The 15987-nt window shown below is 59.2% G+C and carries 14 protein-coding genes; 2 read left to right on the forward strand and 12 right to left on the reverse strand.

Features of this window, described 5'->3' with window-relative positions; translation table 11 throughout:
• Window position 1 precedes the first annotated feature (1 nt).
• The 11 genes from UB31_RS35525 to UB31_RS35580 all read right to left on the reverse strand — a co-directional run bounded on the left by UB31_RS35525 (window position 2) and on the right by UB31_RS35580 (window position 13049).
• A complete protein-coding gene (locus tag UB31_RS35525; protein ID WP_045014222.1) occupies window positions 2–1978 on the reverse strand; it encodes a LodA/GoxA family CTQ-dependent oxidase in 1977 nt (658 codons plus the stop codon).
• Between the two features lie 740 nt (window positions 1979–2718).
• A complete protein-coding gene (locus UB31_RS35535) occupies window positions 2719–4152 on the reverse strand; it encodes an amidohydrolase family protein (protein WP_045014224.1) in 1434 nt (477 codons plus the stop codon).
• A gap of 80 nt (window positions 4153–4232) precedes the next feature.
• On the reverse strand, window positions 4233–4739 hold the full coding sequence (locus UB31_RS35540; protein ID WP_197090890.1) for a flavin reductase family protein: 507 nt from the start codon (window positions 4737–4739) through the stop codon (window positions 4233–4235).
• 94 nt (window positions 4740–4833) lie between these two features.
• On the reverse strand, window positions 4834–5772 hold the full coding sequence (locus UB31_RS35545) for an ABC transporter permease (protein WP_045014226.1): 939 nt from the start codon (window positions 5770–5772) through the stop codon (window positions 4834–4836).
• Window positions 5765–6829, reverse strand: a complete 1065-nt coding sequence (locus UB31_RS35550) for an ABC transporter permease (protein ID WP_045014227.1) — start codon at window positions 6827–6829, stop codon at window positions 5765–5767. The genes UB31_RS35545 and UB31_RS35550 overlap by 8 nt, the downstream gene beginning before the upstream one ends.
• Window positions 6830–8347 carry an ABC transporter ATP-binding protein gene (locus UB31_RS35555; RefSeq protein WP_156175717.1) on the reverse strand — a complete coding sequence of 506 codons (1518 nt, stop codon included), beginning with the start codon at window positions 8345–8347 and terminating at the stop codon, window positions 6830–6832.
• Between the two features lie 35 nt (window positions 8348–8382).
• The gene (locus tag UB31_RS35560; RefSeq protein ID WP_045014289.1) at window positions 8383–9399 is read right to left on the reverse strand and encodes a BMP family protein; all 1017 of its coding nucleotides are present in this window, start codon (window positions 9397–9399) and stop codon (window positions 8383–8385) included.
• A gap of 154 nt (window positions 9400–9553) precedes the next feature.
• Window positions 9554–10573 (reverse strand): isopenicillin N synthase family dioxygenase, encoded by a 1020-nt coding sequence (locus UB31_RS35565; RefSeq protein WP_197090891.1) that lies wholly within the window; start codon window positions 10571–10573, stop codon window positions 9554–9556.
• An 8-nt stretch (window positions 10574–10581) separates the two neighbouring features.
• Window positions 10582–11355 (reverse strand): HpcH/HpaI aldolase family protein, encoded by a 774-nt coding sequence (locus UB31_RS35570; protein WP_197090892.1) that lies wholly within the window; start codon window positions 11353–11355, stop codon window positions 10582–10584.
• A gap of 15 nt (window positions 11356–11370) precedes the next feature.
• Complete coding sequence (locus tag UB31_RS35575) at window positions 11371–11967, reverse strand: malonic semialdehyde reductase (protein WP_045014229.1); 597 nt, start codon at window positions 11965–11967, stop codon at window positions 11371–11373.
• Window positions 11964–13049 carry an LLM class flavin-dependent oxidoreductase gene (locus tag UB31_RS35580; RefSeq protein WP_082078734.1) on the reverse strand — a complete coding sequence of 362 codons (1086 nt, stop codon included), beginning with the start codon at window positions 13047–13049 and terminating at the stop codon, window positions 11964–11966. The genes UB31_RS35575 and UB31_RS35580 overlap by 4 nt, the downstream gene beginning before the upstream one ends.
• Window positions 13050–13126: 77 nt before the next feature.
• Here UB31_RS35580 and UB31_RS35585 point away from each other — a divergent pair, with 77 nt between their 5' ends.
• On the forward strand, window positions 13127–13813 hold the full coding sequence (locus UB31_RS35585) for a cupin domain-containing protein (RefSeq protein ID WP_082078735.1): 687 nt from the start codon (window positions 13127–13129) through the stop codon (window positions 13811–13813).
• Between the two features lie 606 nt (window positions 13814–14419).
• Complete coding sequence (locus tag UB31_RS35590; protein ID WP_045014231.1) at window positions 14420–14707, forward strand: hypothetical protein; 288 nt, start codon at window positions 14420–14422, stop codon at window positions 14705–14707.
• 801 nt (window positions 14708–15508) lie between these two features.
• Here UB31_RS35590 and UB31_RS35595 read toward each other — a convergent pair.
• Complete coding sequence (locus UB31_RS35595; RefSeq protein ID WP_045014292.1) at window positions 15509–15976, reverse strand: metallophosphoesterase family protein; 468 nt, start codon at window positions 15974–15976, stop codon at window positions 15509–15511.
• Window positions 15977–15987 lie beyond the last annotated feature (11 nt).

Genomic DNA, 15987 nt, shown 5'->3' on the forward strand with positions numbered 1-15987 from the left:
ATCAGATCTCTCCTTGGCGGTAGCTCCGCTTCGGCGGCTTGCGATCTGAGGCTTGCTGCTTGAGTGGCGACGGCGAGCTGGAAGGCGCATAGAGTCGCTCCACTGCTTCAACCAGCTTCCTTTTCAGATCAGAGCCGGCTGCTTCCGAGGTTCGGCCCTGCTCGAACCGGATGTCTGCAGGAAGATGCGGCGGTGGACACAGGATCGGGAGGACCATCCCGAGGTCAGGCCACTCGTCGACTGAATTTCTAATTCGATTGTAGAAATCAAATCCGCGCAGATCGCGAAGCCAGTCCACTCGCAACATGAAGTGTTTGTGCATTTGCGCGGTCAAATTGACTTTGGCCGGACCGGGTAATTTGGACGGATCGAGTGCCGCTGCACGCTCGAAGTTTGCCTCAGACAGAACCTGGTCGGGGTAGCGGGCCCCCCAAAAAGTCGGCATCGAAAGAAAGGTTGCCGGAAAGTAAATGTCTGAGGAATTGCAGGAGACGCCATCCGTCTGCCAGGGAAGGCCAAGAAAACGGGTCAGCGCCCCGGCCGCAACGCCGTCGAACGGGCCGTTAGCGCCGACGCATACGGCCGGCGTAAGGACCGGACCGTAATTCTGTTTGGCCGCCCCGTTCGTCGGGAGGACCTTCAGCCGATACGGGCCTTGCCACACCGAAGCGAGCCGCATCACCCAGGTCATCTCGATTCCGGGATGGAATGGTCCCCCCATGCAGTCATGCAGCGGCGCGCGCTCCAAATGAAAAACCTGCTCGGCGGATGTGAGGCTCGAGAAGGGGGGCGGCTGCGGCGGTGAGCCGGGCCAGTTGTCCGTGAAGTCTCCCGCGGCCCAACGCTGCAGGTGCGCGAATTGTGTCGGCGTGACAGTAAGATGCGCCGTCGCGTGCGGCGTGTTGCTAAAGAGTGTGTCGACCCCGTCACCATAGATCTGCGGCAGCAAGGGTTCGTTCAGGATTCCGGGCAAATTAGGCTGCCGAAACAGCTCGAAAACGTCTTGCCGCCATGCCGCACCCGCTTGGGTATCGTCGCGCATCCGGTCGATAGCCGTGGGGTCGCGTGCATCGAGCGGCGATCCGTGGCCGTGAACGATGAAGAACCCGTGATTGACCCATTGGTGACCCGTGAGCCGATCGAAGATCGGCCAGATGTCTTCAGTAAAACAGGTCGAGCTTGGTGCCTTGATCCACCCCTCCGCCTGGAAGGTCTCGCGCACGGCGTCGTCCATGGTCACCAGTCCGGTCAGGCCCGGCGCAAAGTTGGGCGGAGCCACCACGACATAGCCCGGCTCGGCTTCCTTGGATGATCCGTCGCTGAAGGTGACGGTCGCTCGCACCGGACCATCGGAGACATCGTCGTGCCACCCCACATTGTTTGCGTGGGTAATGGGCCTTGCTCCAGCCTGAAATGATTTCGACGCGCCGCGCCCGCCGAGGAACAGCAGCCGCCCCTCGGAATCGGTACGCAGTTCTCCGAGATAGATTGGCTTTTCCCAGAAGGTACCGGTGTTGAATTTGACAGCAGCGGCGCTCGGTCCCTCGATCGTTTGCGGTGTGGGGAGGATATCGAGGCTCTGGCGACCGGCGGGTACAAAAAGGTCTCTGTTGCGGCGCTTGGCGGGTTTGCTCAATCCGTCCGGCAGATCCATAGCCTCCTGGAAGTCGTACCAGCCGGCTTTGAGATTCGCGATTGCGACGCACCACGTGACCCTTCCGTTCTTGGCTGTGATTTCCTCGACACTTCCATCTTTCAGGTACGCGTAGACCCGAAAGCGGGCGGCTTGCCGCTTAATGCGGCCATCGTTCGTGCGAAAATCGGCGACATATTGCGCAGGGCTTCCTTCCGGCAGCATCGGTGGGCCGCCGATAACTTCAGGACCTATAATATAGTCATCGTCTCCGACCGCGTTCCCCACACGGGCAATCCCGATTGGAGGATACACCGCGAGTGTCTGTATCGATGCCGGGTCCATCACGCCCTCCCGCTTGTGTCATGCCTCACGCGGTGTGCCGTCTGGGGGCCACCTTTGCTGTGGCCCGAATGTCTAGTGCTCTCCGCGCTACATCAAGTCCTGGATGAAGGACTTCAACGAGCAGCACGGCATCATACCTGAACGGCCTCCAAAGTCCCGCCCAAAGCGAAGTGCTGCATCACCCCAGAAGGCTGCGATCCGGGCCCGGACCAACTGAGCTCATCCTTCTGATACTTAGGGTTCGTAGAACGCTTTGGCTTTTCGGCCGAGCCAACAGCAACGACGCGTTCGATTTTGTTCTGTAAGTCGCGCTGACGAGCTGTGGTGCGGTCGTTGAGAGTCGAGATGACTTCGTCTCTCGGCGCAGCGAGTTCTGCCGGGTCGTACTGCAACGGGCAAAAATTCCTACAACGTTCTTAGATGGCAAAGAAACACACGTTCCCTACCCCTGCCACACGTTTGAATTCAACTGATAAGGAGAGCGACCAAACCTTATCAGTTAGCGAACTGACTCCGTTTGTGTAATTTTCTTATTATTCCGCCACTGACCCCGTTCTGTATGGAGCCTTTATCAGTTGGCGAATTGACTCGTTTGCGCAATTTTCAGTCGACCAACACTCCAATTCTGCAGCTCGGTCGGTCAGCAAACCGGCTTCATTTCGTTTGCCTGCCATCATTTGGCAGAAGGACTCTTTCCTGCGCTGCGCCTCGGAAGTAGAGGCGGCTGAGTTCCTTCGAGGCTAACTGCAGCTCATAAAGTCGGTAAACCATCTCGAAATTGCGGTCTCGATCTCAAGCCATGAAGATTCAAGCCGGCCATGGAGAGGAAGGTTTACTTTATAATATCCGTTTAGCTCGTCTTCGATCTCTCCTAAATCAACGCTAACCACGGCACCGCCCTTTACGATACTACGACCTGCAACGATCACATCGCGGACTACGTTGCTGTTGCCCCGACTGAAGAGCAGGCTAATCGGATTAGTGCTGACGATACCGTCGCGGTCGAGCGCATCGTAATCGAGGATCGTAAAGTCGGCCGGAGCACCCGGCTTGAGCGTTCCATCGCCTGGAGCGCCGATCGCGGCACGTCCGTTTCTCACCGCCAGGCACAAGAATTCAGAGGCTATCCAATTCGGATGGAACCCCTCCCCGCGATGCGCAAGCTGGACCAGCCGCATCTCGCGCAGAATGTCGTCGTCCTCGTCCAGCGCCAAACCGTCGACGCCGACGCAGACAGGACAACCGCAACGATGCGCGCGGCCGATCGGGGCAACGCCAGAGCCAAGGTGGAGATTGGAACTGAAATTGGTGACGATACGCGTGCCGCTCGACGCGATGATCTCCAGTTCTGCTTGGGTCACGTGAACACAATGAGCGACGGTCAGCCGGGGAGACAGCAATCCTATGTCCCTAAGGTACGCGACCATTCCGCCTGGAAACTCCTGATCGGCCCAGCGGCGCTGGTACGGAGTCTCCAGAAGGTGCATATGGATGCGGCGGCCGGAAAGTGCAGATGCCTCGGCGATCGCTTCGAGCAAAGGACGCGAACACCATTGCACGCCGGCGGGGCCAAACTGGACGTCCACCATCGGCCCCTCAATGGCCGAAGCGATGTCTTCCGTCAGTGCAATTGCGTGCTTCGGTGAGGCCGCAGGCCTGACGAAAGTTTCTCGCAGGACTGCGGCGGCACCCGGCGGCAAATTGGCGAGGAGGCTCTCGCTGTCCCCATAGACGAGCGGATTCTGGTCACGCACTGCCAAGGCAAAGCCGATCCGTATCCCGACATCTTCGGCCGCGCGCGCGATCGCCTTGGCCTCGTCGACCAGCGGCATCCCGCCGCTCGGGCGCGTGTAGTGGATCATCATACCGCCACAGCCTGCCTTGGCCGAACGGGCAAGCGCAGATGCGGCTACCAGATATGGATCGGGCGGTGTGGCCAATGCCGAGCGCAAGATCCAGGTTTCCAGAGGCATCCCGATCGCACCAAAGGACGATAGCCGCGGGCGGGCGTGATCGTGGGCGTTGATCAATGCAGGAATTGTGAGACATCGACGGCCCGAAGGCGCCGAGGACGGCTCAATTCGGGCGATCGTGCCGTCTTTTATCGTGATAGACACGTCGTTCAGAACTTGCGCCTGGTCGCCAAAAAGGTGGCTCGTCGAGAATAGATGCATGTCGCGCCGTCAGGGTCTGGACGAAGCTCGCCCCGGAGAAGATGACACAGGAAATCGCGTTCGTCAGGTCCAGTGCTGCTTTATGGCAGGCCACGCAGGGAAGCATGACGATTTATATCCACCGGCAGGCAATAGCTGCTCCGGCAATACACCAGCGGGCTATCGTTTCGATCTTCCCAAAAGTCCATGACTTCCCCGAGCACGATCATATGATCGGCGGCATCGATGATCTGCCGCTTGCGACAACTGAACGAGGCAGCGGCACCCGGAAAGATCGCGTTTCCGAGCTCGTCCTCGGCATAGTCGATCCCGAGCCATTTCTCCCTGCCTGACGAGGCGAAGCGTTCGGAAAGATGCTTCTGGGTGGCACTGAGGACGTTGATCGAGAAGCTCTCGGCCCTTCTGAAGACCTCGTAGGAGGTTCGCGCGCGGCCGACGCAAAACAGCAGCAGTGGCGGCGTCAAGGATACCGACGTGAACGAGTTTGCCGTAAGGCCGCAGAGCTCATCGCCGTCACGCGCGGTAATGACGGTCACGCCCGTGGCGTAGTTGCTGAGAGCCCTTCTAATCCCGTCGACCGTACTCAAGCATCTCTCCTGAATTGTATTCAAGTTACTTGAATTTGCCAGGAACGCCGGACCAGCACAAGTTTACTTTTTGAGCAGCCGCAACGCGGGCCTGCTAACGTTCGCCTCGCCTGAACGGCACCATCAGGGATTGCGGTCCCGACACCCGGCGGGCCACGGCGATGAGCGCGATGATGCTCAATAGGTACGGCAACATGAGGAAAAATTGATAGGGCAAACCTCCAGACCCCTGCTGCAATCGGATCTGCAACGCTTCCAGCGCAGCAAAGAACAGCGATGCAAGGATGGCCCTGATCGGATTCCACGACGAGAACACGACCAGCGCGACGCAGATCCAGCCTCGGCCGTTGACGAGGTTCACGAAAAACGCGTTGAAGGCCGATAATGTCAGGAACGCGCCTCCGATCGCCATGATCGCCGAACCGACGGTGACGGCCGCGATCCGAACGCCTGCGACGCTCACGCCTTGTGCGTCGGCAGCCGTCGCGTTCTCGCCAACCATCCGGAGCGCGAGCCCTAGCGGGGTCCTGTACAAGATGTACGTAACGACGATGGCGAGCGCGAACGCCAGATAAATGAGCGGGGATTGCTCAAACAGGACAGGTCCGATGATGGGAAGATCGGCCAAGAGAGGCACGCGAAAAGCGCTAAAGGGTTTGATGGTCGGCGTCGCCGTCGAAGTAATCAGCAGTCTGAAACTGAAATAGCTCAGCGATGTCCCCAGCAGCGATATTCCGATCCCTGTGACATGCTGGGACAGACCAAGAGACACCGTCAGAAAGCCATGCAGCAGGCCAAAGGCTGCGCCAATAAAGGCCGCGACGCAGACCCCTGTCCAGAGATCAGCCCCGTAGTAGACAGCGAGCCAGCCACTGAGCGCGCCGGCGGTCATGATCCCTTCGATGCCCAGATTGAGCACGCCGGCCCGCTCGCAGATCAGCTCTCCGATTGTGCCGAAGAGCAGCGGCGCGCTGATTCTCAGTGTCGCGGCCCAGAAGCTCGCGGTGAGGACAACGTCGAGCGTGCTACTCATGGCAGATCCGATACCTTGTCAGCATCATCGCAACCAGCATGGTGAGCAGGCTCACCGAGACCATCACGTCCGCAATGTAGTTAGGAACGGCAACCGCCCGGCTCATGGCATCGGCGCCGACAAAGATCGCCGCCACGAAGATCGCTGACGCAACCACGGCCACGGGATGAAGCTGCGCGAGCATCGCAACGACGATGCCGCTGTAGCCGAAGCCCGGCGACATATCGAGCGTCAGGTAGCCCTTCACGCCCGCGATCTCGTTGAACCCGGCAAGTCCCGCGATTCCACCGGACAGGAGCGCGACGCGAAGAAGCACCGAGGTCACGGGCATGCCGGCAAAGCGTGCGCCGCTCCGGCTGTATCCGACAGCGCGCATCTCGTAACCCCAGACGCTGCGGACGTTGAAGAGCCAAAGAAATGCCGCGCTCAGCAATGCAAACAGAAAGCCCGCGTGCAGCCTAGTGGCGCCTCCAAGCAAATGACGAAGACTGACCGCGGAATCGACGGGCGGCGTCTGCGGCCACCCCATGGACATCGGATCCTTGAATGGGCCATCGAGCAGAAAGGAGACGAAGAGCAGCATCACGAAATTCGACAACAACGTCGTGACCACCTCGTCGACACCGAGCTTGACCTTCAAGACGACTGGGCCGAGCAGAAGCGCCGCGCCGGCGACAAATGCTGCAGCAGCAGCAATGACGGGAAGCGCCCAGTGTGGCACCATGGCGGCGACCCGGCCACCGTCCGCGGCGACGAGCACCGTCGCCAGGGCGCCTGCGTATAGCTGGCCCTCCGCTCCGATATTCCAGATCCGCGCACGAAATGCGACGGCGACCGCCAGGCCGGTGAAGATCAGGGGCGTTGCGCGTGTTAGGGTCTCGGAGAGTGCATTCAAGCTGCCGACCGCACCGACGAGCATGGTCCAGTACGCCCAGAGCACGGGAGCGCCGGCCGCCTTGATGAGGGAGGAACAGATCAGCAGGCTTGTCAAGACGGCCAAAACCGGAGCCGTGAGTCTGACGAGCGGCGGGCTGACGTCGCGTTTCTCAAGCCGCATCTATCGCCCCCTGGTGCTGGATTGGCCAGCCATCTTGAGTCCCAATTCCTTCAAGCTGACCTCTTCGGTACGCATGGGATTGCTGAGAGTTCCACGGAACATGACTGCGATGCGATCGGACAGCGAGAACAGCTCATCGAGGTCTTCGCTGATCAGAAGAACGCCGGCACCGCGATCGCGCGCCTCCAGGAGTTTGCGGTGTACATAGGCGACGGCGCCGATGTCCAATCCACGCGTTGGCTGGGTAGCGATAATCATGACCGGATTTTGCAGTAAGCTGCGACCAAGGATCAGCTTCTGCATGTTGCCGCCGGAGAGCTGCCTGGCGGACGTATTCGGAGCCGCGCCGCGCACGTCGAATTGGTCGATCACCAGCTCGGCATACTTCCTTGCCGCGCCGATCCTCTGGAGACCGGCAATCGCGAAATCCCCTGAGCGATAGCGCTCGGCCACCACGTTCTCCCACACCGACATGTCTGGGATTAAACCGGTCGTATGCCGGTCCTCCGGGATGCGCGCCACGCCGCGTTTGACAAATTCAGATGGATTGGATTGAACCGGCTGGCCGGAAAGATGGATCAGCCCCTCGGATGGAACGAGCACGCCGCAGGCAATATCGGCCAGGGCCGCCTGGCCGTTGCCCGAGATCCCGGCGACGCCCAGGATCTCATGCTGCCTGACCTCAAGATTGACGCCATCAAGGATCTTGGGCCGATTGCCGGCCTGCCGAAGGACGATCCCATCAAGCCGAAGCACCGGATCTCCAACGCTCGTCGGCTTTCTATCCGGAAAGACGACCTTTCGGCCAACCATCAGCTCGGCGAGCTCTTCCCGGCTGGTCTCGGAGACGAAGCGCTCCGCCACCACCTTACCTTGCCTCATAACGACGATCTTGTCGGCGACGGACATCACCTCTCGCAGCTTATGGCTGATGAAGATCACCGCAACGCCATTCGTAACGAGGTTGCGCAGGGTCGCAAACAGTCCCTCGGCTTCCTGCGGTGTCAAAACCGCCGTCGGCTCGTCCATGACGAGGATGCGGACGTTTCGATAGAGCGCTTTGACAATCTCCACCCGCTGACGTTCGCCGACCGAAATATCCCTGACCAGCGCGTCGGGATCGACGGCAAGGCCATACCGCTGCGCGATTTCGAGAATCCTGTCTTTCGCCTTCGGCCGATGCCAAGGCAGAAACAACGGCTCTGTGCCGATGATGATATTCTCGGCGACCGTCAGATTGTTGGCGAGCGCAAAATGCTGATGCACCATGCCGATGCCGGCTCGGAGCGCGGCCTGGGGCGATCCCGATGCAAGAGAGGCCCCGTTGACCTCGATGTGGCCGCTGTCGGCCACGTAGTGGCCGAACAGAATATTCATCAGGGTCGTCTTGCCCGCACCATTCTCTCCGAGCAGCGCGACAACCTGCCCCGCGTTGAGCGTGAAGCTCACATCCTCATTCGCAACGAGCGTGCCAAATCGCTTGGTAACGCCTGAAATGCGCAGGGCCGGCCCACGAATTCCGATTGACCCTTCCACCGGGATTGCCTGGTCGTTCACACCGTTGATTTCGGTTCGCTATCGTTCACCTTCACCACGAAGCTTCCACCCCGAATGGCCTTCTCGCGTTCCGCGACCTTGGCCATGATCTCGCCCGGCACCTTGCCTTCAAACGTTCCGAGGGGCGAGAGAGAGGCGCCTCCGGCCTTCATCATGCTGAAGGAGCCGTAGTCCTCGGCCTTGTAAGCTCCGTCCTTGAGCTTCGCGATGACCTTGTCGATGGTCGGCTCCATGTGCCAGAGCGCGGATGCGACAACTGTGTTGGGATATTGCGGCTGGGTGTTGACCAGATTGCCGATCGTCAGCACGCCCTTCTCCTTGGCGGCGTCGGAGACGCCAAAGCGCTCTGCATAGAGCAGGTCCGCGCCCCGCTCGATCTGCGCATAGGCGGCCTCCTTGGCCTTGGGAGGATCAAACCAGCTCCCGATGAAGCTGACGAAGAACTTGGCCTTCGGATTGACTTCACGCACGCCATCCATGAACGCATTCATCAGACGGTTGACCTCGGGGATTGGATAGCCGCCGACCATGCCGATGGTGCCCGACTTCGACATCCCACCCGCGATGATGCCCGTCAAATAGGACGCATCCTGGATGAAATTGTCGAACACGGAGTAGTTCGGATCCGTCGGTCCGAAGCTCGACCCCATCAGGAACGCGGTCTTGGGGTAGTCCGACGCAACCTTTCTTGCGTTACGCTCGATCGCGAAGGCATCCGCGATGACGAGCTGCGATTTCTTCTCGGCCCAATCCCGGATCGTACGTTCCATGTCGGTATTCGCCACGCTCTCCGACCAGCCATATTCGATGTCGCCACGCGCCTCGGCCGCCTTTAAGGCGATATGAAGTCGGCTTGCCCACTGTTGATCGACCGGTACCGAGTACACGCTTGCTACCTTGAGGCGGTCAGCGGCATAAGACGGACGATGTAGCAAGGCCGCGCCCGCGGCGGATCCAATCGTCACGAGAGCACTGCGGCGAGTTACCGAGATCGAAGCTTTATCACCTGCCATGTCTGACTCCGAATGTTGCGCAATCAGGAGCATCGCAAGAACGATGCCACGGCCGACTGCCTTGATGTTTCGATTGAATTTCTTCCGATACCTTGCTTGCACCGGAAGGCAACGCCGATTTTCAAGTCACTTTCTGGTGCAGAAAGTAACTTTATCAGGCAACTTTCTCTTCCGGCTGCTTCACGTTCCGGGCCGCCTGGTTCTTCCCACGCCAATGCGCGCCCGACGTCGTCGGCGCGTATTTGGCCGGATTCCCCGCCGAGGCGCAGGTCGGAAGGCACGCCACTTCCGCGTCGTAGTTCGGCTGATGGAAGAATACCAAGGAGATACGGCGGCTGCCCGTGGCAGCGTCGACCGGTGGATTCATGACCCTGTGCAACGTTGAGATCCAATGATCGTTGGTCCATTGCATCATGAGGTCACCGATGTTGACGACGAAGGTCCCCGGCACATAGCCGATGTCGATCCAATGGCCCGCCCGGTCGCGGACCTGGAGGCCTCCGGGCGAATCCTCGACCTTCAGGATCGTGAGCGCTCCATAATCGGTATGCTCGCCGGCGCGCTTCTGGCCCTCTGCGGGAGGCGTCGGCTGATCGGGATAGTTAATGAACCGAAGGCTGCTAACGTGCTTGTCGATCTTGCCGTCAAAGAAGCTTTCCTCGAGGCCGAGCGACAGCGCGAAGATGCGCATCAATTGCCATGAGACCTTCTCCATCGCGCCGTAATATGCCGCCGCATTCTGATGGAAGTCGGCCGGCTTTTTTGGCCACTGATTCGGCGCAAAATGGATCGCCCCAAACCCTTCGGTGAAATAGGGATCCGGTCCTGCATTCAGCGGCCCGATGTTGAAGCTCTCCTGAAGGTCGGGCGGCGAGAGGATGCCCATGCTGCGGGAGAGACTTTGATCGGCCAGAGAATTGTAGCCGCGGCTGACCTCGGGCCTGTTCCGCTTGACCTCCAGTTTCTCCTCCTTCGGGAGATCGAAAAATGCGCGCGCGGAGCCATATGTTCGCGCAATGAGATCGTCGGTAACGCCATGCCCCTTGATGAGAAAGAAGCCGATGCGCTCGCAGGTCTCGGCGACTTGGCGAACGACCGCATCGCGCTCCGATGCTGTCCCATCCGTAAATCTCGAAATGTCGATCGTCGGTACGGAATCATTCGTGCTCATCATCACTCCTGTCATCTCTGCTGGTGGACATTGGCAAAACCGCTGCGACACAGCTCAAAGCCGGTCGAAAACCCCTGCTTCATCACGAAGGCGTCGGATCCGAAGGCAAGAAGATCAAATCCGTGCGTGACGTAGTGCGCCAGTTCGCCTGCGGACGTCACCATCACGCCGGCTCTCTTGCCGTACCGCCGGCAAGCCGCCGCTACTTGCTCGGCCGCGGCGACGACCGTCTCATGGCCGATCTGTCCCGGGATGCCGGCTGCAATGCTGAAATCGATGTAACCGAACCAGAGGCCATCAATGCCTTCGATTGAAGCAATCTGATCGGCTTCTGCCGCACCAGTCGGGCTTTCGATCATGCACAGGATCATTGTTCGCCGATTTGCCTGCGACACCTTCGCGGCGATGTCGCCTGCCGTATAACCGTCCTGGGCACTCCCAAATGCAGCCCCGCGCTGACCTGCCGGCGGAAACTTTGCCCGTTCGATGGCCCGCCGCGCTTCCTCGGCGGATTGCACGTTCGGGATAACTATTCCCCTGGCTCCGGCATCGAGGCTCTGGGGCAACAGTTCACTCTCGACACTTGGTACCCGAACAAAGGCATCTACTTTCAACATAGTGCTAGCGGCGACGGCATTACGCATGGATACGAGGTCCATGGGCCCATGCTCGCCATCGAAGATCAGGAAATCGGCGCCCGTGCTCGCCGCAATTCGGACGGTCGAGATGCTGGCGTGCTCGACGATGAATGAACCGAATGCCGGCGTTCCGTCGCGAATCGACATCATAAGCTCCGTTGATCACAGAAACCGACAGGCTTCTTCGGCGCTGAGCCGCGGTTTCCGCGGCTCGCGAATGGGTTCAGCTCCGTGCCCGAGACTGACGAGAAGCTTTGCGTCCCATGGCAGCTCCGTGAAGAACGCCGCGTTGACCGCATCGCGATCAAAGCCGGACATCGGCCCGCAGTCGAGCCCCAGCGCGCGGGCAGCCACGATCAGGTAGGCGGCCTGCAACATGGTGTTGCGTTCTCCGTGGACTGCCACAGCATCGGGCGACGTATTGAACCAGCTCCGGGCGTCGTAGCCGACCGGAAAAAGTTCAGGCAGACGATCGAGATAATTCCGATCCTGCGCGACGATTGCGATTGCCGGCGCTGAAGCAGCTTTCTTCAGGTTTCCTCTGGACAAAGCGGGCAACAGCCGCTCTTTCGCGGCCTGGGTGGTGACAAATGCAAGGCGCATTGGCGAGCAGTTGGCGCTGGTCGGCCCGAGCCTGGCGAGCTCGTACAGGTCCGCGAATATCGACATCGGTATCGGCGTCGGGCTCCAGACGGAATGCGTCCTCGCGCGCGTAAAAATCTGCGCGAGCGCCTCATCAGCGATCGGCTGGATGGTCATGGGACAAGCGCCATGGAGTGCTGCTGGGCGGTTCGCTGGTGCTTCAAGAGCGGAAGAACGTTGTCGATTAGGCGCTCGAGATCGCGCTCGTAGTCCGGGAAGATGAAGCAGACGCCAGCGAGCCCGTTTTCGGCAAGCCCGTCCAGATATCGGGCGACCGTCTGGTAAGATCCGGCAATGTAGGGAATCGCCATGAAAGTCTGGACTTCGAGGTCCCGGTAGGTCGCACGCGAAAAGTCCATGCCGGCCACACGGGCCCACTCGGCCATCGCCGCCTTGTCGCTGGTCTTGATGTAGTGATCGCGCTTGGCAAAAGCGGCCTCATCGGTCTCCTCCGCGATCACCGTCAGCAGCACATAGGCCCCGACGTTGCGTCCGAAACTGTCGGCCGAGGCCTGGAGTTTGTCGTTCAGCCGGCCGAGATCCTCTAGCGAGTCGTCCTGACCGCCGAGGAAGCCGAAATCGGCATGTTGCGACGTGAATGCGATCCCACGATCGGATTGCCCGGCGCAGATGATCGGTATCTGGCGCGACGGCTTCGGATATGACTTGCAGTCGTCGAAGTGAAAGAAGTCGCTGTGGTGGGTGACCCGATCTTCAGTCCAGAGCCTCCGGAGCAGGTCCAGATATTCTGCCGCATACTCATAGCGGCGCTTGAAATAGTCGTCGCCCTGCCAGAGCCCCATCTGTGAGTATTCGAGCTTATTCCACCCGCTGACGATGTTGACGCCGAACCTGCCCTTGCTGATATCGTCGATCGTCGAGGCCATCTTGGCGATGACACCGGGATGGATGGTCGGGATCGCCACCGAGGCGTAGAGCTGGATTCTTGAGGTCACGGCGGCGCAGGCCGCCATCAACGTGAAGGACTCGAGCGAGTAGTCCCAATGGTTGGTTTCCCCGCCGAAACCGCGCCACTTCACCATCGACAACAGGAACTCGAAGCCCGCCCGCTCGGCGAGAATCGCGTTCTTCTTATTCAACTCCCACTTTGGAGAGTACTGGGGCGGGGAGCCCGTCGCCATGATCGCTCCCCCTTTGGCGTTGGGAAGAAAAATGCCGAGGTCCAGTGGACGCACCATCGCGATCTCCGTCTGCTGTCATTCAAGTTATATTGCATCATATTCAAGTTACTTTCATGTCGATAAATTGAGCAGCAATGCTGATAAAGCGAGCATTGCTCAACGGCACTTGCTTGGGTAAAGCTGCGGTTGTGGAGAATCGAGAATTGAAGACGAAACGGACAACGACTGCGAAAAAGCAGCCAGCCACTCAGCCCTCTCTGGATGGCCCGCGCATCGGGGCACGGCTCAAGCACGCACGCCTCGCGAACCACATGCGGCTCAAGGATGTGGCCGACAGTGCAAGCTGTTCGGAAAGTATGTTGTCGAAGATCGAGAACGAACGCGCGATTCCGTCACTGACCACGCTGCATCGCCTTTGCAAGGCGCTGAACCTGAGCGTCTCGACGCTGCTTAGCAGCGATGTCGCGGAGCCATGGACCATCATGCGTCCCGAGCAGCGCAGGACGATCGGGCATTCCAAGGCGGCCGGAAGCGAAGGCGTTCTGGCGGAGATCCTGGTGCCCTCGGCGGAAGGTCGACTGCTCGAGGGTTTCCTCGTCGTCATTGAACCCGGTGGCCACACCAACGGCACCCTGCAACACAAGGGTGAAGAGGTCGGCTTCATTGTCGAGGGGCAACTGGAATTGACGATCAACAACGAGAAGCATCTGCTTCGCGCCGGAGATTCCTTCTACTTTCCATCCGAACTTCCCCATGCCTACTGCAATCCGGGGAAGACACAGATGCGGGCGGTTTGGATCAACACGCCGCCAACCTTCTAACCGGAATGGTGCAATTGCATTTTGAGCGTCGCTGTGTCTCTGGCGAACAGGGCGGAATTCGTTGTCGGTGATCTGAGATCTACTGGTCTTGACCTGCACGTTGCCGAGTCTCTTGGCGCTGCTGGCCGTCAATGAGCGGGTCGGACGACAGACCGCCCCGGTGACGCTGGCTGAATTGTATCAGCGCAGAGGTGTGGCGTTGATGCGCTGAACTCGTATGGCTTTAGACGACGCTTTCCCACGCTGTCAAAAGGCAGGGCGGGGCGGCGCAAGAACTGATAAGTTTTCGGCAAAACCTTATCAGTTGGCCAACTGACTCCATTTGCGACCAAGCCTTATCAATAATCCGACTAACTCCATTTTGCCATTTCCTTATCGCTCGGCCAACTTACTCCGTTTGCGACCAGCTTTTATCAGTAAGCTGATTCCTCTCTTGCCATCGGCGTAGCAGTCGTTCGCCTGCCCCGCAGATGACTGAGCGCCTTGGCCTCGAAACTTCTGGCTTGCGGATACTGATCGATCCTTAGTCGCCTTTGCCGATAGTTTTGCCTCTTGATTCAAACACGCTTTGCTCAGCGACAGAAGTCCGCTGGTGGATTTGTAGTCATGAACTATGCGCTGGCCAAGGAACTCGACGATGCTGGATTTCCTTACATTTCACGCATTGGGCGCCCTATGATGGCGATCTCTATATTCCAGCATCCCGATTTGCCGGATATTCCGATCCCAACGCTCGAGGAGCTGTGCGGCACGTTAGGCGACAAGCTTCAAGCCATCGTTAGGCGGCGTTCAGGTTATTGGGTCGCAACGCACACTTCTAGTAGCCTAGAAGGCGACGGTCACGATCCCTACGAAGCCTTGGCTCGTCTGTGGTTGCTGACTAAAGACGAATGACACTGGCAACGAAGGCACGATTTCGCCCACCCAAACCTATCAATTTCTCAACTGACTCCATTTGTAAGATTTACTTATCAGTCGACGAACCGACTCCGTCTCAGACCTCGGGTGGACGAGCCGAACCCTCGTCTGGGCCGCTCGATCGCTTCTGCCGGTAAGCAGACCAAGCGCAAAGGATTGCGCACCCGAGTACAATCGCGCTTCCTGCGACCACTAAGATGGCACCCAGGATAGCCATTGCGGTCTCCCTTTTGGTTTCTATCCTAGCTTCGTCGTCCGAGCGCGCAACAGTGAGCCAACGTCGGTCATGGCACCTAGCTGACTTCACGGTCTTGGCGAATGTCCGCTTTGCGCCGGCAGCCAGAAGCGGGCATTCGAGCCGGTCAGGTTTTGACCCTAAGTGAGCTTCGCCATAGGCCGCCTCGGATGCCGGCGCCGCTCGCATCTCGCGCTGTCGTTCGGAAGGAAGGGAGAAGCAATCGGAGCGCCAAGACTGCACCGGCAGCGTGACGCTCGGTCGATGGTGAATACGACCGCGGCATAGTGCTTGCTGCAGTGAGGAGGCTGAACAGAAGGCCGAATATGCCAGTACTGATACTTTGGGCCGCACCAACCGTGATCGTTGTCGGTGGTGTCGGCTAATATTTGATTCGTACCATTCACTAGATCGATTGCAGGATAAAAGGAAAGCCCGAGCCGCGATGCCGGTCGGGCTTTTTTCTAATCTTCCTGTTCCAGCACGGTCTGGAATATCCCTAGAGAGGACACTGCTCAGTGCTCCGTCGAGCCTCGTCCACATCACTCGGCGCGACTAAGGTCGTGAATGACTGGCCGAAGGTCGCTTGCGGTTAGCTCCAAAGTAGCCAGTGTGATAGGCAGCTTGAAACGCCGTGGCCCGGCGCTTCCAGGATTTAGATAGAGCACATCGTCAATCGTTTCGATCCGCGGACGATGCGAGTGGCCGGAAACCACCACGTCAATTCCGCAAACTGCTGGATCGATCTGCAGTTGCTGAAGGTCATGCAAGACATAGAAAGACCGCTCGCCAAGCCGTACCACCTGAGTGTCCGGATAACGTTTCGCCAAGTCGCCGGTATCGATGTTTCCCCTGATCGCAGTGACAGGCGCAATCCGACGGAGTCTGACGAGAACGTCCGCGCAACCAATATCGCCAGCGTGGATGATATGCGCCACCCCGGCAAGCCCTTGCTCAGCCTCAGGCCGCAGGAGCCCGTGGGTATCCGAGATGATTCCAATCTTCAGCACTACGCAGTATC

Origin of the sequence: Bradyrhizobium sp. LTSP849 (assembly GCF_000938255.1) — a bacterium.
Taxonomy (GTDB): Bacteria; Pseudomonadota; Alphaproteobacteria; order Rhizobiales; family Xanthobacteraceae; genus Bradyrhizobium.